This window comes from Amycolatopsis sulphurea (genome assembly GCF_002564045.1).
Lineage (GTDB): Bacteria > Actinomycetota > Actinomycetes > Mycobacteriales > Pseudonocardiaceae > Amycolatopsis > Amycolatopsis sulphurea.
In genome coordinates this window covers 439,750-460,588 of record NZ_PDJK01000002.1, presented here as the reverse complement: position 1 = coordinate 460,588, position 20,839 = coordinate 439,750, and the positions used below count along the sequence as shown (strand labels likewise).

The 20,839-nt window shown below is 69.4% G+C and carries 20 protein-coding genes and 1 pseudogene; 16 read left to right on the top strand and 5 right to left on the bottom strand.

Annotation, left to right across the window (positions count from 1 at the left end; translation table 11 throughout):
• The first annotated feature begins 11 nt into the window (after positions 1 to 11).
• A complete protein-coding gene (locus ATK36_RS08140) occupies positions 12 to 1,031 on the top strand; it encodes a tyrosine recombinase XerC (RefSeq protein ID WP_098510710.1) in 1,020 nt (339 codons plus the stop codon).
• A gap of 109 nt (positions 1,032 to 1,140) precedes the next feature.
• Positions 1,141 to 1,989, top strand: a complete 849-nt coding sequence (locus ATK36_RS08135) for a FliA/WhiG family RNA polymerase sigma factor (RefSeq protein ID WP_386999166.1) — start codon at positions 1,141 to 1,143, stop codon at positions 1,987 to 1,989.
• A gap of 263 nt (positions 1,990 to 2,252) precedes the next feature.
• On the opposite strand, the gene ATK36_RS08130 is transcribed toward ATK36_RS08135, so the two are convergent.
• A complete protein-coding gene (locus ATK36_RS08130) occupies positions 2,253 to 3,050 on the bottom strand; it encodes a murein hydrolase activator EnvC family protein (protein WP_386999163.1) in 798 nt (265 codons plus the stop codon).
• A gap of 1,105 nt (positions 3,051 to 4,155) precedes the next feature.
• Between ATK36_RS08130 and rpsB the strand changes: the two genes are divergently transcribed.
• The 5 genes from rpsB to ATK36_RS33380 all read left to right on the top strand — a co-directional run bounded on the left by rpsB (position 4,156) and on the right by ATK36_RS33380 (position 8,971).
• Entirely contained in the window at positions 4,156 to 5,073 is a 918-nt protein-coding gene (gene rpsB / locus ATK36_RS08125) for a 30S ribosomal protein S2 (RefSeq protein WP_098510708.1), read from the top strand.
• A gap of 85 nt (positions 5,074 to 5,158) precedes the next feature.
• Complete coding sequence (tsf, locus tag ATK36_RS08120) at positions 5,159 to 5,974, top strand: translation elongation factor Ts (RefSeq protein WP_098510707.1); 816 nt, start codon at positions 5,159 to 5,161, stop codon at positions 5,972 to 5,974.
• Between the two features lie 96 nt (positions 5,975 to 6,070).
• On the top strand, positions 6,071 to 6,814 hold the full coding sequence (gene pyrH / locus ATK36_RS08115; protein ID WP_098510706.1) for a UMP kinase: 744 nt from the start codon (positions 6,071 to 6,073) through the stop codon (positions 6,812 to 6,814).
• Positions 6,815 to 6,863: 49 nt separating this feature from the next.
• Positions 6,864 to 7,421: a ribosome recycling factor gene (gene frr, locus ATK36_RS08110; RefSeq protein WP_098510705.1), complete on the top strand. Its 558-nt coding sequence runs from the start codon at positions 6,864 to 6,866 to the stop codon at positions 7,419 to 7,421.
• 722 nt (positions 7,422 to 8,143) lie between these two features.
• Entirely contained in the window at positions 8,144 to 8,971 is an 828-nt protein-coding gene (locus ATK36_RS33380) for a phosphatidate cytidylyltransferase (RefSeq protein WP_245915347.1), read from the top strand.
• Positions 8,972 to 8,975: 4 nt separating this feature from the next.
• On the opposite strand, the gene ATK36_RS08100 is transcribed toward ATK36_RS33380, so the two are convergent.
• Positions 8,976 to 9,818: a VOC family protein gene (locus tag ATK36_RS08100; protein ID WP_098510703.1), complete on the bottom strand. Its 843-nt coding sequence runs from the start codon at positions 9,816 to 9,818 to the stop codon at positions 8,976 to 8,978.
• 108 nt (positions 9,819 to 9,926) lie between these two features.
• Between ATK36_RS08100 and ATK36_RS08095 the strand changes: the two genes are divergently transcribed.
• Positions 9,927 to 10,745, top strand: a complete 819-nt coding sequence (locus ATK36_RS08095) for a class I SAM-dependent methyltransferase (protein ID WP_245914518.1) — start codon at positions 9,927 to 9,929, stop codon at positions 10,743 to 10,745.
• Here the strand turns inward: ATK36_RS08095 and ATK36_RS08090 are convergent.
• On the bottom strand, positions 10,685 to 11,314 hold the full coding sequence (locus tag ATK36_RS08090) for a PadR family transcriptional regulator (RefSeq protein WP_098510702.1): 630 nt from the start codon (positions 11,312 to 11,314) through the stop codon (positions 10,685 to 10,687). The two genes, ATK36_RS08095 and ATK36_RS08090, sit on opposite strands and share 61 nt — an antisense overlap.
• Before the next feature lie 158 nt (positions 11,315 to 11,472).
• Between ATK36_RS08090 and ATK36_RS08085 the strand changes: the two genes are divergently transcribed.
• A complete protein-coding gene (locus tag ATK36_RS08085; RefSeq protein WP_098510701.1) occupies positions 11,473 to 13,125 on the top strand; it encodes a glutamate--tRNA ligase in 1,653 nt (550 codons plus the stop codon).
• 110 nt (positions 13,126 to 13,235) lie between these two features.
• Here the strand turns inward: ATK36_RS08085 and ATK36_RS32830 are convergent.
• Positions 13,236 to 13,554, bottom strand: a pseudogene (locus tag ATK36_RS32830) (penicillin acylase family protein); the annotation flags it as partial.
• A gap of 16 nt (positions 13,555 to 13,570) precedes the next feature.
• A complete protein-coding gene (locus ATK36_RS08075) occupies positions 13,571 to 13,951 on the bottom strand; it encodes a penicillin acylase family protein (protein ID WP_245914516.1) in 381 nt (126 codons plus the stop codon).
• Positions 13,952 to 14,094: 143 nt separating this feature from the next.
• On the opposite strand from ATK36_RS08075, the gene rlmN reads away from it, so the two are divergent.
• The 7 genes from rlmN to ATK36_RS08035 all read left to right on the top strand — a co-directional run bounded on the left by rlmN (position 14,095) and on the right by ATK36_RS08035 (position 20,776).
• Entirely contained in the window at positions 14,095 to 15,201 is a 1,107-nt protein-coding gene (rlmN, locus tag ATK36_RS08070) for a dual-specificity RNA methyltransferase RlmN (protein ID WP_098510700.1), read from the top strand.
• A 31-nt stretch (positions 15,202 to 15,232) separates the two neighbouring features.
• Positions 15,233 to 15,511: a hypothetical protein gene (locus tag ATK36_RS08065; RefSeq protein WP_098510699.1), complete on the top strand. Its 279-nt coding sequence runs from the start codon at positions 15,233 to 15,235 to the stop codon at positions 15,509 to 15,511.
• Positions 15,512 to 15,819: 308 nt separating this feature from the next.
• Positions 15,820 to 16,920, top strand: coding sequence for a serine hydrolase domain-containing protein (locus ATK36_RS08060; RefSeq protein ID WP_170069658.1), 1,101 nt, complete (start codon positions 15,820 to 15,822; stop codon positions 16,918 to 16,920).
• 56 nt (positions 16,921 to 16,976) lie between these two features.
• A complete protein-coding gene (locus ATK36_RS08055; protein WP_098510697.1) occupies positions 16,977 to 17,207 on the top strand; it encodes a hypothetical protein in 231 nt (76 codons plus the stop codon).
• A 151-nt stretch (positions 17,208 to 17,358) separates the two neighbouring features.
• Entirely contained in the window at positions 17,359 to 17,727 is a 369-nt protein-coding gene (locus tag ATK36_RS08050; protein ID WP_098510696.1) for a hypothetical protein, read from the top strand.
• 961 nt (positions 17,728 to 18,688) lie between these two features.
• Complete coding sequence (locus tag ATK36_RS08040) at positions 18,689 to 19,969, top strand: helix-turn-helix domain-containing protein (RefSeq protein WP_245914514.1); 1,281 nt, start codon at positions 18,689 to 18,691, stop codon at positions 19,967 to 19,969.
• A 54-nt stretch (positions 19,970 to 20,023) separates the two neighbouring features.
• Entirely contained in the window at positions 20,024 to 20,776 is a 753-nt protein-coding gene (locus ATK36_RS08035) for a TIR domain-containing protein (protein ID WP_098510694.1), read from the top strand.
• Positions 20,777 to 20,839: the final 63 nt, after the last annotated feature.

Below are 20,839 nucleotides of genomic sequence, written 5' to 3'. Positions count from 1 at the left end.
GCGTAATCGTCATGTCGTCAGCGACCACGCGCACCGGTGCAACTGCGCGTCCCGGGGGGCACCGAAAACGCCCGCCCCGCCCCGATCTTCGAGCTCTTCGCGATGCTCTGCCGGAAGCCACCCATGGCGCGGTCGCCGACTACGAACGGCATCTGTCGCTGGAGCGCGGGCTGTCGCCGCATACGGTCCGCGCGTACGTCGGCGACGTCGTTTCCCTGCTGGCGTTCCTGACCGCGGCGGAGGGTGAGGCGCCTGCTCGGAGCCTTCGCGACCTCGACATCACGCAGCTGCGCGCGTGGCTTGCCGGGCAACGCACTGCAGGCGTGGGCCGCACCACCTTGGCTCGCCGGGCCGCGGCCGCGCGCACATTCACGGCTTGGGCGCACCGGACTGGTTTCCTGCAGTCGGACCCGGGCGGGCGACTGGCCGCGCCCCGCGCGCACCGGACGCTGCCGGGGGTGTTGCGCGCCGATCAGGCCGACGCCCTGATGACCGCCTCCGCGAGCGGAGCGGCTGACCGGAATCCGGTAGCGCTGCGTGATCGTGCGCTGATCGAGGTGCTGTATGCGACCGGTATTCGGGTGTCCGAGCTGTGCGGGCTGGACGTCGGTGCGGTGGATTTCTCACGCCGGGTGGTCACTGTCGTGGGCAAGGGCGACAAGGAGCGCACGGTCCCGTTCGGGGTGCCGGCGGCCGCGGCGTTGTCCGAGTGGCTCGAGGAAGGTCGGCCGGAACTCATCGGCGAACGCTCGGGACCGGCGCTGTTCCTGGGCGTCCGCGGCAAGCGGCTCGACCCGCGAGCAGCCCGCCAGGTCGTGCACGAGGCGGTGGCCGCGGTACCCGGCGCCCTCGATATGGGCCCGCACGGGCTACGCCATTCGGCCGCGACGCATTTGCTCGAGGGAGGTGCCGACCTCAGAAGCGTTCAGGAACTGCTCGGTCACGCTACGCTTGCCACGACCCAGCTCTACACTCACGTCACCGTTGATCGGCTGAAGGCGATCCATGACCGAGCACACCCCCGGGCCTGACGAGGCCGGCGGTTGCTCGGCCGGGAGAGCCGGGGCCGCACCGGCGGCGCACGCGCATCCGCACGAGCACGGAGACCATACTGAGCCACATGCCGAGAACGACGGTGCAATGACCGCTACACCGCAGGTCAGCGAGACCGGGGTGGAAGCCGCCGGGGCACCGGACGCCGTTGACGAGGACGAGCGTCCGGGCCATGACGTCGATGCGGGGATACAGGCGCTGTGGCAGCAGTTCGCCGGTCAGCCCGACCAGGCCTCACGTGACCGGCTGGTCCTGCACTACGCGCCGCTGGTGAAGTACGTCGCGGGCCGGGTCGGCACCGGCCTGCCCACTCATGTCGACGTGGGTGACCTCGTGCAATCCGGCATCTTCGGGCTGGTCGACGCCATCGAGAAGTTCGATCCGGAACGCGGACTGCGGTTCGAGACGTACGCGATGCAGCGCATCCGCGGTGCCATTCTGGACGACCTGCGTTCCCAGGACTGGGTTCCGCGCGCCGTGCGGAGCAAGGCGAAGGAGACCGCGCGCGCCCTGGAACGCCTCGGCGCCCGCCTGCACCGCACCCCGACCGACGCCGAACTCGCCGGCGAAATGGGCATCGGCCTCGACGATCTGCGCGACTTCTACGGCCAGCTGCGGCTCACCAGCGTTGTGGCACTCGAAGACCTCGTCGCGGCAGGCAAGGACGCCGGCTCCCTGGTCGACACCCTGCCCGACGACGACGCTGTCGACCCGGTCGCCGTCCTCGTCGACCAGGACAACCGGCGCCAGCTGGCCGAGGCGATCGCCCAGCTCACCGACCGGGACAAGATCGTGGTGAGCCTCTACTACTTCGAGAGCCTCACCCTTGCCGAGATCGGCAAGGTCCTGGGCGTCACGGAATCACGGGTGAGCCAACTGCACACACGTGCCGTGATGCGGCTGCGCGCCAAGCTGATGGAACAGCCCAGCGGTTGACCACCGCGCCGCCGAGCGACCGTGCCCGGCTTGGCTCCGCCACCGGCTGGACGCGGTCCGCCGGCCTTGGTCATGTCCGGGCTCGCCCGAGTGCGGTCGTGGGGGCTGGTTGGTCGCGGGGCGGGTGTTCGTGAGGCGAACCTGCTTCGGGTGTGCCGGGTTCGAACCAGCCACCGGCTCGAATTGAAGCCAGATATCACCTGATTGGGTTTCCTTCCTTCGGGTATTTCTGTTGTGGGCAAGGGGAGAGCGTGAGCGTTGGCTCAGGGGCCTTCAGCCCAGGGTTTGAGGCGTACTCGTCCGGGGGAGCCGAGCAGGGATAGCGGGTCGAGGTATTCGGTGCCGCGGCGTGCGCCCCAATGCAGGCAGGCCGCGACGGGGCAGCCGGGGTGTCCGGGGGCGACCGTGCCGATGGGCTGGCTGCGGTAGATCTGTTCGCCGGTGGTGACCGAAGGCGTGACGGGCAGGTAAGTCGTGTGGAGGCCGCCGTCGTGGTCCAGCGCGACGACGCCATGGCCAGCGACTTGACCGGCGAACACCACCACGCCCATTTCCGCGGCCAGCACTTGCTGCTCCGGTGCGGCTTCCAGGTCGACGCCGCGGTGTCCCGGTCCGAATGGTGTTTCCGGCGGCTCGAAGTTCCTCGTCACCTTCGGGTGTGGGGTCAGCGGCCAGGCGAACCTTCCGGCTTGGGTCGAGGCAGCGGGCGTACTGGCTTGGGGCTCGGACGGTTCGGCGGCGTTTGCGCGCGTACTCGCGATGAAAGCGGACCAGACGATCAGGGCAGCGGCGCTCGTCATGATCAGCCAGGTGTGCAAGGTGCGCTTGCGCGGGTCGTAGGCGGATACGGCGCCACCGGCCAGTTGCAATGGCGGCTGAGCCCAGTCGGGGCGGTGGGGGATTGTGCTTCGTGCTTCGATCGTTCCGGTGGGTGGTTCGTGTCGGTGGATTCCTTGGCGGGCAAGGGAAAACCATTTGGTGGCGAGGTGGAACGAGGCGGTGGCCGAGCGGGTGAGGGTTCGGGTGGTGATGGCCAGATAACCGCGTAACAGGAGCAGCAAGCGGAATTGGCGTGGCCGATGGGGGCGGCGTCGGTGACGGCCGCGGCGACTGGGCGGTCTGGACCAGGCGAAGGTCGCCGTCGGTGAGCCGGGTTCCGTGAGTAATGCGATGCCGAAGTGCGCGTGATTTGTTGAGCGGAGCAGGACTGTGCGGGGTGCGGTCGGGCGCGAGTGCCGTCTTGCCAAGGCAGCGGTGGCCAGCGCGACGGGATGTTCGGGTGGTCGGGCCATTTCGGTGGCAGGGGGTGCGAGGTGCATCTTCCGTTGAGCTGCCGTGCCGTGTGGTGCGGGGTCGCGGAGTGATGTTTTGTCGTCGGGAGGCGTGCGGCGGAGGAGACCGGTTGTTCGCGTCGGATCCGAGGGGGTTTCGGGAGTCGCTCCGATGATCGGTGAGGATCCTGCGTTCGGTGGGCGGCCGGTGGTGGTGCGAGGTGCAGCTTCGGGCGCGGGATCGTCGCGCCGCGAAAGATCGAGGTCTGGCAGGCGTTGTCCGTCCAGCGGGCGTGCGAGGCCCGCGTCGGGTCCGGGGGATGGCGGGAGATGCATGCTCGCCGGAATCGGGTGCGGTCTCGGGCCGGGGCGGAATTCCCCGGCAGCCGGGTGCGCGGCGGTCGGTCGCTGTTCGGGGTCCGGCCGGAGTGGGCTGGCCGGCGTGAGCCGGTGGACAGCCGGTGGTGGCGGGGGCAGGAGCCGTGGTCTGGTCACGGGTCCATGGTCGGGGATGGGGCTGTCGTTACCCGCCGGTAGCGAGGGGGTTGTCCACAGGTGGGCCGAGTTGTGGACAACCGTGGGGCGATCCGGTGCCGCCGGTGGGAGCGGGGCTGGTGGCAGGGGGTAGAATCGGTTCCGCAGTCCACTCGGTGGGCTGACTTCGCGTGCACGTGTGTGCGTTCCCGGACGGTCCGCTTTTCCGAAGCGGGGGCCGGACGGAGAAGCGCGCGGTGCCCGGCGGTCCCGGGGGATTCTCACCGAATCCCGCCGGGTCCGGGTTCCGGCACGGCACCAGGGCGAGCGGTCACCCGGCCGCGAGCGACGAACCGGACAGCGCATCCGTGGCGGAACCGCCGCGGGCGCGCGCGAGTACAGAGAAGGTGTGATTCCGGCAATGGCCGTCGTCACCATGAAGCAGCTGCTCGACAGCGGCGTGCACTTCGGGCACCAGACCCGTCGGTGGAACCCGAAGATGAAGCGCTACATCTTCACCGAGCGCAACGGCATCTACATCATCGACCTGCAGCAGACGCTGACCTACATCGACCGTGCCTTCGAGTTCATCAAGGAAACCGTCGCGCACGGTGGCACGATCATGTTCGTCGGTACCAAGAAGCAGGCGCAGGAAGCGATCGCCAACGAGGCCGCGCGGGTGGGCATGCCCTACGTGAACCAGCGCTGGCTCGGCGGCATGCTGACCAACTTCCAGACCGTGCACAAGCGCCTGCTCCGCCTGAAGGAGCTCGAGGCGCAGGAGCAGACCGGTGGTTTCACCGGCCTCACCAAGCGCGAGATCCTCACGCTGACCCGCGAGAAGGACAAGCTCGAGAAGACCCTCGGCGGTATCCGCGACATGGCCAAGGTGCCGTCCGCGGTGTGGATCGTCGACACGAAGAAGGAGCACATCGCCGTCGGCGAGGCGCGCAAGCTCAACATCCCGGTCGTGGCGATTCTCGACACGAACTGCGACCCGGACGAGGTCGACTACCCGATCCCGGGCAACGACGACGCGATCCGCTCGGCCGCGCTGCTCACCAAGGTGGTCGCCGAGGCCGCCGCGGCCGGGCTGATGTCCCGCTCCAGCCGCAACGGTGCCGCCGTGGACACCAAGCCGGAGCCGGGTGCCGCGGACGAGCCGCTGACCGAGTGGGAGAAGGACCTCCTCGCCGGTTCGGAGACCGCCACCGCCGAGGCGGCTGCCGCGACCGAGACCGCCACCGCCGAGACCGCCACCGCCGAGGCGGCCGCCGCGACCGAGACCGCGGCGGCGACCGCGGACGCGGCCGGCGAGCAGGCTCCGGCCAACTCCTGATCGAACTGCGCCCGGACGGCCCCTCGCGGCCGTCCGGGCGCAGCCGGAAGACGCACACGTACCTGAAACGGACGGATTCAACACGATGGCGAACTACACCGCCGCTGACGTGAAGCGCCTGCGCGAGATGACCGGCGCCGGCATGATGGACTGCAAGAAGGCCCTCGAGGAGAACGACGGCGACTTCGAGAAGGCTGTCGAGTTCCTGCGCATCAAGGGTGCCAAGGACGTCGGCAAGCGCGCGGAGCGGACCACCGCCGAGGGCCTCGTCGCCGGCGACGGCGGTGTGCTGATCGAGCTGGACTCGGAGACCGACTTCGTCGCCAAGAACGACGACTTCCAGCAGCTCGCGGCCCGGATCGTCGCGGTCGCCAAGGACCTGGGGTCCAGCGACGTCGAGGCGCTGAAGGCCGCGGACCTCGACGGCAAGCCGGTCAACGAGGTCGTGCAGGAGCTGTCCGCCCGGATCGGGGAGAAGCTGGAGCTGCGCCGGGTCGTCGCGTTCGGCGGCCAGACCACCAGCTACCTGCACCGCCGTGGTTCGGACCTGCCGCCCGCGGTGGGTGTGCTCGTCGAGTTCACCGGGGACGACGCCGAGGCCGCCCGCGCGGCCGCGATGCAGGTCGCCGCACTGCGGGCGAAGTACCTGTCCCGCGAGGAGGTGCCCGCCGAGCTGGTCGAGAACGAGCGCCGCATCGCCGAGCAGACCGCCCGCGAGGAGGGCAAGCCCGAGCAGGCGCTGCCGAAGATCATCGAGGGCAAGGTCACCGCGTTCTACAAGGACAACGTGCTGCTCGAGCAGCCCTCGGTCAAGGACAACAAAAAGACTGTCAAGGCGCTGCTGGACGAGGTCGGCGTGACCCTGACCCGGTTCGCCCGGTTCGAGGTCGGCCAGGCCTGAACGCGGCACTGGGACTAGGTTCTGGCACTGTGCCCCGTCTCCGCGATCCGGGGACGGGGCACAGTGCGGTCTACCGAGGGGCAGGAGGCGACAGAGATGGGTGAGCGCGTGGAGGGCGGGTACCGCCGGGTGCTGCTGAAGCTGGGCGGGGAGATGTTCGGCGGTGGTGCCGTCGGAGTGGATCCGGACGTGGTGCACTCGGTGGCGCAGCAGATCGCGGACGTCGCGCGCACCGGGGTGCAGATCGCGGTGGTGATCGGCGGCGGCAACTATTTCCGCGGTGCCGAGCTGTCGCAGCGCGGGATGGACCGCGACCGCGCCGACTACATGGCGATGCTGGGCACCGTGATGAACTGCCTGGCCCTGCAGGACTTCCTGGAGAAGGAGGGCCTGCCGACGCGGGTGCAGACCGCGATCACGATGGGTCAGGTCGCCGAGCCCTACATCCCGCGCCGCGCGGAGCGGCACCTGGAGAAGGGCCGCGTGGTGATCTTCGGAGCAGGCGTCGGCATGCCGTACTTCTCCACCGACACCGCCGCCGCACAGCGGTCGCTCGAACTCGGGTGCGAGGCCGTGCTGATGGCCAAGGCGGTGGACGGCGTCTACACCGCGGACCCGAAGACCGATCCGGACGCGGAGATGTTCCACCGGATCAGCCACCGCGAGGTACTCGAACGCGGCCTGAAGGTCGCCGACGCCACGGCGTTCAGCCTCTGCATGGACAACAAGATGCCGATCATCGTGTTCAATCTGCTCACCGAGGGCAACATCGCGCGTGCGGTGCGCGGTGAGAGGATCGGCACGCTGGTCTCCACCCCCGCGGACGGGCAGCCCGCCTAGACCTGCTGGGATCAGCACAGGTTCGACAATCACAACACCGGGAGTAGCCGTGATCGACGAGACCCTCCTCGACGCCGAGGAGAAGATGGAAAAAGCGGTGTCCGTCGCCAAGGAGGACCTCACGGCGGTACGGACCGGCCGGGCCACCCCGTCGATGTTCTCGCGCATCGTCGTCGAGTACTACGGCGCGCCGACCCCGCTGAACCAGCTGGCCAGCGTCAACGTGCCGGAGGCGCGGATGGCGCTGATCAAGCCCTACGACCAGACCCAGCTGGGTGCCATCGAGAAGGCGATCCGCGAATCGGACCTCGGCGTCAACCCGAGCAACGACGGCAACGTGATCCGCATCGTCATCCCGCAGCTCACCGAGGAGCGGCGCAAGGAGATGGTGAAGGTCGCCAAGGGCAAGGGCGAGGACGGCCGGGTGAGCATTCGCAGCATCCGCCGCAAGGCCAAGGAAGAGCTCGACCGGATCGCCAAGGACGGCGAGGCGGGTGAGGACGAGGTCGCACGCGCCGAGAAGGAGCTGCAGAATCTCACCGACACCTACGTGCACCAGGTCGACGAGCTGGTCAAGCACAAGGAAGCCGAGCTGCTCGAGGTCTGATGAGCCAGGTGAGCGAGGAACGCGAGGAACGGGTGGCGGACACCCCGCCGCCGGTTCCGGCACCCGAGCCGGAACCGGGCTCGCGGCCGGGCTGGGGAACCCCGGCCGGGCCGGGATCGCCCCGGCCGGGCCACGGCGGTCTGGCCCGGGACGAGTCCGGCGGCAAGTCCGGGGGCGGTTCTTCGCGTGCTGAATCCGGGCGAGCCGGGGCCGGTTGGAAGGACGTGACCGAGGGCGGCTCTGCGCGTGGTGAGGCTGGTCGGAAGGGCACGACCGAGAGTGGCCCCGTGCGTGGTGAAGCCGGTTGGAAGGACGCGACCAAGGGCGGTTCCGTGCGTGGCGAAGCCGGTCGGAAGGGTGCGACCGAGGGCGGCTCTGCATCTGAGGCTGGTCGGAACGGCACGGCCGAGAGTGGCCCCGAGCGTGGTGAAGCCGGCCGGAAGTACACGGCCAAGGGCAGCCCCGCGCGTGGCGAAGCCGGTTGGAAGGACGTGACCGGCTCCGTCCCTGGTGAATCCGGTCCGGAGGACACCGCCGAGAGCGGTGCCGCGGCGCGGGACGAGGCCACACCCGACGGTCCGGCGGCTGGTGAGTCGCGGCGCAAGGCCACCCGGAAAGACTCCGCCAAAGCCGATCCCGGGCGGACGGAAGCCACCCGGGAAGAAACCGCCGCGACCGGAAACGGCGGCGACCGGGGCGAGGCCGGACCCGCCGAATCCGCCGTGCCGGAGAAAAAGGCGTCGCGCGCCGGACGGAATCTGCCCGCCGCCATCGGGGTCGGGCTGTTGCTCGGTGCGGCGATCATCGTGTCCCTGCTCACCGTCCGGTTCCTGTTCATCGGGGTGATCGCGGCGGCGATCGCGGTCGGGACCTTCGAGTTCGCCGGCGTGCTGCGCCGGGTCGCGGACACCCGGATCGCGCTGATCCCGGTGCTCGTGGGCGGGCAGGCGATGATCTGGCTGTCCTGGCCGTTCGGGCACGAAGGATCGCTCATCGCGTTCGTGCTGACGGTGCTGGCCTGTCTGCTCTGGCGGTTGTCCGGCGGCGCCGAAGGCTACCTGCGCGACATCGCCGGGTCTGTATTCGCCGCCGCCTACCTGCCGTTGTTCGCGTCGTTCGCGGCCATGCTCGTGCCGCCGGACGACGGTGTCGGGCGGGTGCTCGCGTTCCTGATCGGCGTCGTCGCCTCCGACACCGGCGGCTACATCGCCGGGGTGCTTGGCGGCAAGCATCCGATGGCGCCCACGATCAGCCCGAAGAAGTCCTGGGAGGGCTTCGCCGGTTCACTGGTCGCAGGTATCGCCGCGGGCGTGCTCACGATCAGCCTGATGCTGCACGGGCACGCGTGGCAGGGTGCGATCTTCGGCGCCGCCATCGTGCTCACCGCGACGCTCGGAGACCTCGTCGAATCGCTGATCAAACGCGACCTCGGCATCAAGGACATGGGCACGCTGCTGCCCGGGCACGGCGGCATCATGGACCGTCTCGACTCGTTGCTGCCCTCGGCCGTGGTGTCCTGGCTGCTGCTGTCCGCGTTCGTCCCCGCCTGAGACGTCAGTCGTCGTACGGGTCGTCGACCTCGGCGCGGCCGACGCCCTGCAGGACCCGGGAGTGGTCGATCACCGCGAACACCGAACCGTCCGGATCAGCGAGCAGCGCGGTGCGGCCGAACGGGGTGTCGTAGGGCTCCAGCACCACCGAACCACCGAGCATCAACGCCTGCCCGGCGGCCGCGTCCGTCCCGCGGGCCGGGGAGATCTCGAAGTACACCAACCAGTGCGGGGGAGTGTCCGGCTCGTACTCCGCGCCCATCACGTACCGGTAGAGCACCGGCTCCCGGTCGATCAGGTACTCCGCGTAGTCGATGCTGTCCCCGTCGCCGACCTGCCGGCACGAGTAGCTGAACAGCTTGGTGTAGAAGTGATCCGCGGCGACCCCGTCATGGGTGTTGAGGTCCGCGCCGCTGAAGGTGCCCGGTGCTCCGCTGGCGAACTCCCAGTCGTGCGGCGCCTCCCAGAACACGATCGGCGCGCCGCACGCGTCGATCGCGTGCAGGATGCTGCCACGCTTCGGGATCGCGACCGGGCCGAGGGTCACCTCGCCGCCGAGATGCTCCACCCACTCGGCCGCGTTCGCCGTGTGCGGCACCGAGATGTGCAGCGTCCAGCCGGGCGCCGAATGCGTCCCGGCCTGGTACAGACCACCGGTGGGAACGCCATCGAGGGAGGAGATCGAATATCTGCCGGTCGGCGTCGCCGGATCACGGTGCACCTCGTACCGCCAGCCGAAGACGCCGGAGTAGAAGCGCTGCGTGGCGGCTTCGTCGTAACAGGCCAGCTCGACCCAGCAGGGCAGACCTGTCGGGATCGTGCGATAACCGGGCGAATCAACGGACATCCTGGCCTCCTCCCGATGGGCAAAGTCTATTCGCCCGCCCCGCGTTCTACGCTCTGAGCGGGGAAATTCCGGCCGAACCGCCGCCGGCCCGTGATCATGGAGTCGCTTGTGCGCTGGTTGTCCCAGGTCCGTCCCGGTGCGGCGGAGGTGCTGCCGAGCCCGAACATCTGGTACTACCAGCAGGCTTACGAGGTGGAGAACCGCGCGCAGGACGTGGACGGCGAGATCTGGCGAGTCTTGCGCGAGGAAGCCGACTGGACCGGCCGCGACGTCCTCGACCTCGGTTGCGGCGACGGCTATCACTTGCCGTTCTTCGCCCGTGACGCGCGTTCCGTGCTCGGCGTCGAACCGCACCCGCCACTCGCGCGGGACGCGGGGCGACGGGTGCGGCAGCTTGGGAACGTGCAAGTGCGGAAGGGACGGGCGCAGCGGCTGCCGGCCGGCGACGCGAGCGTCGACGTGGTGCACGCGCGTACGGCCTACTTCTTCGGCCCGGGTTGTGAGCCGGGATTGCGTGAGGCGGAACGGGTGCTGCGGCCGGGTGGGTCGATCCTGATCGTCGACCTCGACGTGACCAGTGAGCCCTACGGCGGGTGGATGCGCGCGGACCTGCCGCACTACGATCCGCCCGCGGTGGAACGGTTCTTCGCGGCGCAGGGCTTCGGCTGCCGCCGCGTCGCCACCCGCTGGCGGTTCGCGGACCTCGCGGCCGCGGAGTCAGTGCTGAAGATCGAGTTCAGTGCGAAGGTGGCGAGCCGGGCGATCGGCGATGTCCGCCGGATGAATCCGGGGGCGGGTGAGGTGACGGTGCCGGTGGGGTATCGCGTGCACTGCCGCGACAAGCCCACCGGCCTCGTCCTGCCGGGTCACTCGGCCGCCTCGCCCGATGCGCCGGGCTCGTCCTCGACCTCGCCGAGGATCGAGTAGAGCGAACGGCGTGCCTCGTTGAGCACGTCGACCGAGCGGGCCTGCTGACCCGTGCTGCCGGCCCGCATCACCTGCACCACGGCGGCCGCGAGGGTGGCCGCGGATTTGCGCAGTTCGGCCTCGGCCGGGGCGACGTCGTCGGCGAAGTGCTCCCACGGCGGGGTGCCGGTCTGCTGCTCCGCGGCTGTGCGGCCATCTTCGGTGAGCTCGAACAGCTTCTTGCCGCTTTCGTCGCGGCTCACCACCAGGCCTTCGTCAGCCAGCATCTGCAGCGTCGGGTAAATCGAGCCCGGGCTGGGCTTCCACAGCCCGCCACTGCGTTCGCCGATCTCGCGGATGATCTCGTAGCCGTGCCGCGGCTGCTCCGCCAGCAGGGCCAGGATCGCCGCCCGGACGTCGCCGCGCCGGCCGCGCCGGGAGCCGGGTCCACGGCCTGGGCCGTGTCCATGCCGCCCGCGGCCGGGGCCGAAGGCGAACTCGCCGAATTCGCGGCCCCACGGACCGAACGCGGGCCTGCCGCGTTCGCCGTGGTCGTGGCCGCCAGGGAAGGAGTGTCGTCGGTTCCTCATGATCGGAATCCTTTCTTAGAACGGTTGCGACACGTTCACGATATATCGGAAACGGTCGTCACGCAACCGGCGGACCTGACCGACCATCGGAAACGGCGGTCGGAGATACTCAGCAGGCACCCTGAACCACCCCGACGACCTGGGAGATTCGACCTCCGATGCTGGACCGTTCGGTCATCGACGCCCTGTTCCCCGCGGATCTGCCCGAACCGGAGCACTGGGAGCAGCGCTACCCGGCCCGGCAGCTGCCCGACGGCGCGAAGGTGACCCGGTTCGGCCCGTCGCCCACCGGCTTCGTGCACATCGGCGGCATCTACACGGCCACGATCGACCAGGACGTGGCCCGGCACTCCGGCGGCCGGTACCTGGTGCGGGTGGAGGACACCGACCAGTCACGCGAGGTCGAGGGCGCGCTGGATCAGTTCGCGCGTGGCTTCGCGTACTTCGGCCTGACTGCCGACGAGGACTCGGCGCGCGGCGGCGAGTATGGGCCGTACCGTCAGTCCGAGCGCGAGCAGATCTACCTCACCTACGTCCGGCAGCTGCTCCGCGAAGGCCGTGCGTACATCGACTTCGCGACGAAGGACGAGCTGGCGTCCATCACCGCGCGTCAGCAGGCGACGAAGCTGCCCACCGGCTACTACGGCTCGTGGGCGATCTGGCGTGACGCCGAAGCTGCCGACGTACAGGCGAAGCTCGACGCGGGTGAGCCGTGGGTGGTTCGCTTCCGCGCGCCGGACGACACTGGTGCGCGCGTGCGCTTCACGGACGCGATCCGCGGCACCATCGAGGCCGAGGCCAACCGCAACGACGTGGTGATCCTCAAGAGCTCCGACCAGAGCCCGCGGCTGCCGACGTACCACTTCGCGCACGCTGTCGACGATCACCTAATGCGCGTGAACCTCGTCATCCGCGGGGACGAGTGGATCTCCTCGGTGCCAGTGCATCAGCAGCTGTTCGGCGCGCTGGGCTTCGAGCCGATCCAGTACGCGCACGTCGCGCCGCTGATGAAGCAGGAAGGCGGCAGCAAGCGGAAGCTGTCGAAGCGCAAGGACCCCGAAGCGTCGGTCGACTTCTACCTTGAGTCCGGCTTCCCGGTGCGCGCGGTGCTGTACTACCTGCGCGGCCTGGCCAACGGCCGGCTCGCCGAGCTGCCGCTCGATCAGGCGCTCGAAGCGCCCATCGACCTCGACGAGTGCGGTGTCGCCGGCCCTCTCGTGGACCTGGTGAAGCTCGACGACATCTCGGCCGACTACGTTGCGACCATGTCCGGCGCGGAGATCCTCGCAGCGGTGCAGGAGTGGGCGCAGCAGTTCGACCCGCAGCTGCGCGAGCTGCTGGAGTCGTCGCGTGAGCTGGCGCTGCGCGCGCTCGCCGTGGAGCGCGAAGGCGCCGAGAACCCGCGTAAGGATCTGAAGAAGTGGAGCGATTTCCGCGCCGTCTACGGGTTCTTCTTCCCGGAGCTGCACCAGCCGGTGACCGGTCCGGACGACGAGCGGATCGCCGCGCTCGGCGTCGCCCCGGACGTGGTGCGTGCGGTCGCGGCCGATTTCGTGGGCGCCTATCGTCAGCTGGACGACGGCCAGGAATGGTTCCAGCAGATCCGCGACGTCGCCGCGAAGCACGGATTCGCCCGCAATGCCAAGGAGTACAAGAAGGATCCGGACGCCTACCCCGGCTCGATCCGCGAGGCCTCGCAGATCATCCGGATCGCGATCACCGGCTCCACCCGCAGCCCGGACCTGCACTCGATCACGCAGGCGCTCGGCCGCGAGGAGACCCTGCGGCGATTGGGGAATCTCGCGTCCTGAGCCCCGGTACCGGCGAGGTGGTCGTGCCGGATCCGGGTCTCCAGATGCCGTTCCACCGCGGGTCGGCTGGACAGCAGGGGGAACGAACCGCCGCCGGCCCAGCGGTCGTGAAGATCGCGGTAATGCGGGTTGCGCGGGTCGCCGGACTGCCCGGGGGCGTTGATCGCCCGTGACGCGTCCCAGTCGCCGACGTCCAGGGCCATCTTGAAGGTCGCGCCGATGATAGGTCAGCGGATGGAAGAACGACGGGTGGACGGTCGCGTAGTCGCCGCCCATCGGCGTCGGCTCCACGCTGGGGCTGCCGAGCGGGTGGTCGAACTGCGCGTACTGCAGGCCGCCCCAGCGCCATTTCCCCGGATCGTCGCCGAGTTTCCCGGCCACGTCACGGAAAGCGAGTGGCAGCGTGCCCAGGATCAGCTTGTCGCGCATCGCCGCCCTGTCCCACCTAGCCCGTTGATGCCTTCGGCGAACCGGGTGGCGGCGAGCTTCGCTTCCGGCCCGTGGAGGCCCATTCGGCCTCCAGATCGCCGCGGTAGAGGAACAGCCGGGCCGCCTGGTCTTGCTCCACATAGGACGGTCCGAGCACCTCGCTGAGCTGCCGGAGACCGCGGCGGCGCCAGGTGTCGAGCTGGAAGAGCCGGTCGCGGGCGACGGTGAAACCCTGCGCGAAGAACAGGTCGGCGGTCTCGGCCGCGTAGACGTGCGGCACTTCATCGACCAGCAGCTCGACCGGCCGGTTCAGGCCGGGCACCGCGATCGTTCCCCCGCCCGCGGACGCGGCGGGCGGGGTGCCGAGCAGGAGCAGGACAGTCGTTCTGGAACGCATCGATTCCACCCCCGGGACGTGACGACGCCGGGGACGCTATCGCGGGCGTCCGGTGGGTCCCACCCCTGAACCCGGGCATTCAGGGGTGGGCCGGGCACCGGGTGGGTCGGCGCGCTCGCGTGGTGTGAGATACTGGATCGGTCATGACTGCCCTCCCGCTTGTTTTCGATGCGCCCAAGCGCGGCCTCCCGCCGCGCCATCTCGCCGACCTCACGGTCGCGGAGCGGGCCGAAGCCGTCGCCGGGCTGGGGGAGAAACCGTTCCGCGCCAAGCAGCTGTCGAACCACTACTTCTCGCGGCTGACCGTCGATCCGGCCGAGATGACCGACATCCCCGCCGCCGCGCGGGAGCGGCTGGTGGCCGAGCTGATGCCGCCGCTGCTGACCGAGGTGCGCGCGCTGGCCGCGGACGGCGGCGCGACCCGCAAGACGCTCTGGCGCGCCCACGACGGCACGCTGCTGGAAAGCGTTCTGATGCGCTATCCCGACCGCGCCACGCTGTGCATCTCCAGCCAGGCGGGCTGCGGGATGGCCTGCCCGTTCTGCGCGACCGGCCAGGGCGGGCTCGACCGCAACCTGTCCACCGCGGAGATCGTCGACCAGGTCCGCTCGGCCGCCGCGGTGATGCGCGACGGCGCGCTGCCGGGTGGTCCGGGGCGGCTGTCGAACATCGTCTTCATGGGGATGGGTGAGCCGCTCGCGAACTACAAGCGGGTGGTGGCCGCGGTGCGCCGGATCACCGATCCCGCGCCGGGCGGGCTGGGTATCGGGCAGCGTTCGGTGACCGTGTCGACGGTCGGCCTCGCCCCGGCGATCCGGAAGCTGGCGGACGAGAAGATGCAGGTGCGGCTGGCGGTGTCGCTGCACACCCCGGACGACGAGCTGCGCGACACGCTGGTGCCGGTGAACGAGCGGTGGTCGGTCGACGAGGTGCTCTCCGCCGCCCGGTACTACGCCGACACTTCCGGTCGCCGGGTGTCGATCGAGTACGCGCTGATCCGCGACATCAACGACCAGCCGTGGCGTGCGGAGCTGCTGGCGAAGCGGTTGCGTAAGCACCTGGGGCAACTGGTGCACGTGAACGTGATCCCGCTCAACCCCACGCCGGGTTCGAAGTGGGACGCCTCGCCGAAGCCGGTGGAGCGGGAATTCGTGCGCCTGGTCAACGCCGGCGGGGTGGCGTGCACGGTGCGCGACACCCGGGGTCAGGACATCGCGGCCGCCTGCGGGCAGCTGGCGGCCGAAGGCTGATTGTTCGTTTCGAGTCTTGGAGTCATGAACCGTGTTGTCTGCGCCGAGCCTGCTTGATCCGGCGGCCGAGGAATTGAAACTGACCGGCGACGCCGAGCGGTGCGCCGTCGACATCGCCCGCGCGGCCAGGGAGCTGCTGGGGGAGCGGTTCAATGCGGTGAGCTTCATGTACGTGCTGATGCGCGCTTTCGAGGTCGACTTCTACGCGGCCCGCGATGCCGCGCGGTGGCACGAGTTCCACGGCGGGCCGGGCGCGGTTTCGGACGCGGACCTGGAAGCCCTGCTGGCGCCTTGGCTCGCGGCCCGCTGACCCGTATCAGCCGCCGGACGCGCGAGGGGACGAAATGCACCGGCCCGACAGCGCGCAACCGTCCCTGATCCGGCCCGTTCGCCTCGCCGCGGACGCGGAGCGGAAATGGCTGGGCTTCCACGCTCTCCGGCTGGCGATGGGCGTGCTGGGCCAAGGACGTCCGGCCGAGGCGGTGCTGTCCGAGGATCTGCCCGAACCGGCGTTCACGGAGCTGCTCGAAGCGACCGGCCCGGCGGCGCCGCTGGACTGGGACCGCGTCAGCATTTCCCATGATTCGCAACGGATCACGCTGCGTGCGGACAGCGAGCTTGAGCGCACTGCGGTGCGGAACGGGCCGTTACGGGCTGCAGGTGCTCCCGCCCGGCGCCGCCGAGCCCCTCGTGCGTGCGCCGGAACCCGAAGTGTCCCAACGGGAAATCGGCAGGCCGTGGCCTCTCGGAGACGAGCCGGACGCAGGGCATCTGCCTGCCGGTGCGGTGAGCCGGATCAGGGCGCTGCTCGATCGGCTCACCTCCGACGGGCTGGGCCGGGCGGCCGTGGTGGCGCACCGGGGGAAACTCGTCGCGGAAAGCTACGCGCCCGGGTTTCCCCGCGAAATGCGGCACAACGGCTGGTCGGCAACGAAGAGCGTGGCCGGGGTACTGGCCGGGCGGCTCGTGCACGAGGGGCTGCTGGAGCTGGACCGGCCGGCCCCGGTGCCCGAGTGGGCGCACGACGCGCGGTCCGGCATCACGCTGCGCCACCTGCTCGCCATGAGCAGCGGGCTCGATTGCCCGCCCGGGGCCACCGCGTGGGCCCACGGCGACCGGCATTTCGGCGTCTACGCCGGGCCGGACGACGTCTGGCGCGACATGTCCGGGCTCGGCCTGCTCGCCCCGCCGGGCGCACGATGTGCTTACCAGAACAGCGATCCGCTGCTCAGCGCGGGCATCGCGGTCCGGGTGGCCGCGGCCGCCGGGCTGGCGGAGCCGGTCGACGTGCCGTGGCGGCTGCTATTCGACCCGCTGGGGATGGACAGCGTGCTGCTCGGCTCGGACGCCGCCGGGAACTTTCTGCTCTCCGGCGTGTGCCTGGCCACGGCGCTGGATTGGGCGAGGTTCGGCCAGTTCGTGCTCGACGACGGCGTCTGGCAGGGTGGACGGCTGCTGCCCGAAGGGTGGCTGGACTACATCCTCACCCCGGCGGAAGCCGACGATGAGGGGATCTACGGCGGCGGCTTCTGCTGGCTCGGGCGCCCGGTGTACGAAGGCGGTATGCCGGAGCGGACCGCGCTGGCCTCCGGAATGTACGGGCAGCGCCTGTTCGTCCTGCCCGAGCACGAGCTGGTCGTGGTCCGGCTGGGACAGGGTGACGACGAGGAGCTGCTCGCCGCTGCCGTACGCGAGGTAGCCCGGATCGTGGCCGGGTAGCCGGATCCAGCCGGCCGGATCTGGCTACGCTGGGAAGCGTGGTCACGGGAGACGGTATGACCGACGAAGAACTCCTCATCGAGTTCTCCTTCGCACGGATGGACAATCCGGATCTCGAACTCGAAGAGGTCGCCGCGCTCGTGGTCCGCCGGGCCGGGCCGCAGCACATGCTCGACTTCGCGGCGCGCAACCTCGCCACTCGCGGGGAGCTGCGCGGCGCGATGTTCGCTTCGGCGGTCGAACACGTCTTACGCGTCGTCCTGACACTTCGCGGACCGTCTGACTGAACCCTGGACAATTCGCTGACCTGTGCGAACTTCGTGGCCATTTGACCATGGACGGCGATCTCTTGAGGACAGCGCTCTCCGGCGGCTGGGATGGGGACACCGGGCCGGCCGGGACGACCGCAATCCGAAACGTCTGAGGGGACATCGGGCCATGAAGATGGGCAAGACCCTGCTGACCGCTTCCGCGCTGGGCATCGCGCTGGTCGGCGCCACCGCGCCGGCCGCGACCGCGGGCACGATGAGCACGCAGGCCAAGCACACCGCGAGCATCGCCTGCAGCTCGCCGAAGAACGCCAAGGCGAACTACTCGTGGGGTGACGGCATCACCAACGTCACCGTCTACTTCAACAACCACTGTTCGCACAAGGTGTCCGCGGGCATCGTGCTGGAGGACACCACCGGCGGCGGCGCGCTGAGCGTCGAGTGCATGACCACCAACGGCGGCACCAGCGGCAAGAAGAAGTTCCACATCGGTGTCGACCACACCGTGAAGCGGATCCAGAAGGGCTGCTCCCTCTGATCGCGCCGAACTGAACGGCCGGTGGCCCGGGACATCTGGCACGCTCCAGTGAGCGGAGACGACCCACTGGAGGCAGCATGGGCGAGCCGGGGCGTACCCCGGACAGCACGGGTGGCGCAGGCGAACCTCCCGCGCCCCGGCCCGGCGGGGACGGCGGCACACGGTGCCGGACGTCAACGCCGGACCCGCCGCACGCTTTGCCGCCGCCCTGCTGGACCTGAAACTGTCCGCGGGCGACCCGTCCTACGACCGGATGCGCATGCAGCTGCGGGCGGCCGCGTCGAAATCCGCTCTGTCCGCCGCCGCCCGGGGCCGCACTCTGCCATCCGTGAAGGGGCCCTTCACAGACTCAGAGTCCGTGAAGGGCCCCTTCACAGACCTCCGCAGTCTGCGCATGGCCCCTCACACCGACTTTGCCGGCACCCTGGGCCGAGCCCCGCGGCAACGGTGAAGTGGCCGGTGCCGCGTCCAGCGCGCATGCATTTCAGCCCAGGTGCGCCCAGGGTTTCCTGTTTCCTCTTTGCCCGGCACCGGGAAACCGTCCGTTTCGGTTTCCTTCAGGAAGACTGCTACCTGCAGAATCGTCGTTGTGACAGGCATCGTGCACAGGTGTGGAACGGCCGTGGTATCGCAGGATCTCGCCGGCCAGGGACAAGCACCAGACGAGTACGCCCAACCAGTCCGGTTGTGCTCCCGAGAGGCCGGCGAGCAGTTCGAGAAGGGTCTTGAGGACGAGGACCACGATGGCGGCCGGTCGCCGCGTGTGCCCCATTCGCGTCGTTTCCTGCCGCACGTGCCGAACTGCGCTCATAGCATGGCTCCATCCGTTGTAAATCGGAGATCTTGGTTTCCGGTACCGGCTGCCGGTGTGCTGCACTGTTCAGCGTGCCGCCGTCCGGAAAGGAAACGAAGGCTTTCCGGACGGCCTCAGCGACGGGCAACAGGCAACGGGGAGGAATCAGTGGCAGGCGACGACGTGCAGTTCGGCATCGAGCTTCGGCGGTGGCGAACGCGAGCAGGTATTTCGCTCGCGGATTTCGCCACCGCAGTGCACTACAGCAAGGGGCATCTGAGCAAGATCGAGAACGGGCTGAAGCATGCGCAGCCCGAATTCGCTCGCCGCTGCGACGCCGAGCTGGATGCCGGAGGAAGGCTTGCCGCTCTCGCCGGCGCGACGGAAGCCCGTCCGCGCCCGGTCGAGGTCGCCGATGACGGAGAGGCGTGGATGATGAACTTGACCGGAGACGGAGCAGGCTGGTTCCGGCCGATGGGCCGGCGAGAGGCACTCGCGCTGGGTGCCGCGGCCGGATTCAGCATGGGCGTGCCCGCGCGAGTGCGGTCGGTGGAAGGCACCGCCGCAGTTGCGTTCCGTCGGCAGTTCGACCAGATTCGGAAACTCGGGCAGACGGCGAGCCCGGGAGTGGTGCTCCCGACGCTCGTCGCGCAGACCCACACGGTGCGCGCGCTGACCGGGCAGGCCGGCGCCGACGAGTCCGGACAGCTGTTCCGCCTCGCCTCCCGATTCGCCGAGTTCGCCGGGTGGATGACCCAGGAAGCCGGGGACGAACGAGGCGCGCTCTGGTGGACCGATCGAGCAGTGGAAATGGCGGCCTCGGGCGGGGACCGGCATTTCGCCAGCTACGCGCTGACCCGGCGTGCGCTGATCTCGCTTTACCGGGACGACGCGGCCGAGGCGATCGGCCTTGCCCAGCAGGCGCAACGCGGGGCCGTGCCGGCTCGAATCCTCGGATTCGCCGCGCAGCACGAGGCTCAGGGCCATGCCCTGGCCGGTGACTACGACACCTGCATGCGCGCGCTGGACCGGGCGCGGCCGCTGTTGATCGCGCCGGCGGAAGAAGGGGAATGGTCGTCGCCCGTGCTGGGTACGACGAATCTCGACGATCCGGCGGCAATGGCCGTCGGCTGGTGCCTGCTCGATCTCGGCCGTCCGCGGGAGGCTGCGGTGGTTCTCGACCGCCAGCTCGAATCAGTGCCGGCGGACGCATTGCGTACGAGAGCACGGTATGGTGCGCGCAGGGCGTTGGCCTATGCGCAGCTGAACGAAATCGAGCAGGCCTGTGCGCTGGTGTCCGAATTGCTGGGACCGGCGGAAATCGTCGGATCGGCGACCGTCGCGCAGGACCTGCTGCGGCTGAAGAGAATCTTTTCCCGGCACCTTCGTACCCGCGCAGTGCAGGAGGTATACCCGCAGCTGACCCGTCAGCTGAGCGCAACGCATTAAACTTCTTCTCGGTCGGTTTATTTTGTGTCAATCAGTGGAAGGTCTATTTTTTTCATGCCTGAAATTTTCATGAACTATCGCACCGGAGATGGCGAGAAGCTGGCCACGATCATCGATCGCGACCTGTGTCATCGATTCGGTGACGAATATGTGTTCCGGGACCACCGTTCCATCCCGGCTGGTGCCTCTTTCCCCGAGGTGCTGGAGAACGGTGTGTGGGGCAGCAAGGTGCTGCTGTGCGTCATCGGTGCCCGCTGGCTGACGGCCGCTGATGCCGCGGGCCGGCGCCGGATCGACGACCCCCAGGACTGGATTCACCGGGAGCTGGTCCTGGCCCTCGAACACGGAGTGCGGGTGATCCCGATCCTCGACGAAGGCGCGCCGTGCCCGTTGCCCATGGATCAGCTGCCGAAACGGCTGGCCGTGCTGGCGAATCTCCACTATCGGACCTATCGCGACCCGGAGTCGGAGGCATCGCTGGAGCAGATCGCGCTCGACCTGCTCCAGTTCGTGCCGAACCTGAGGGACCGCACCAAGTCCGCGGAAGAGGAGGTCGACCGCGGGTCGGTGCGCAGCGACGTGCGCGACAGCGGGCGGGGCGCCGCGGTGGGCGCCGTGTCCGGCGGTGCGGTCCACGTCGACCTCGGAGACCGGTACCAGGGCGGCCACCACCAGAACTCTTACCACGGAGACGTGTTCGGCGGTTCGAAGTTCACCGGGCCGGCCAATACCGGGTCGGGCACCTTCCTCAATCTGCCGAATGGCGGGCCCGTCGAGGGCGGCCTGGGCGGGGAATCGCGGCGTTGACCGCCGGTACCCAGTCATTCGGCGCCGGTGCCGGCGGCGCGCGAACGGTACAGATCAACTTCA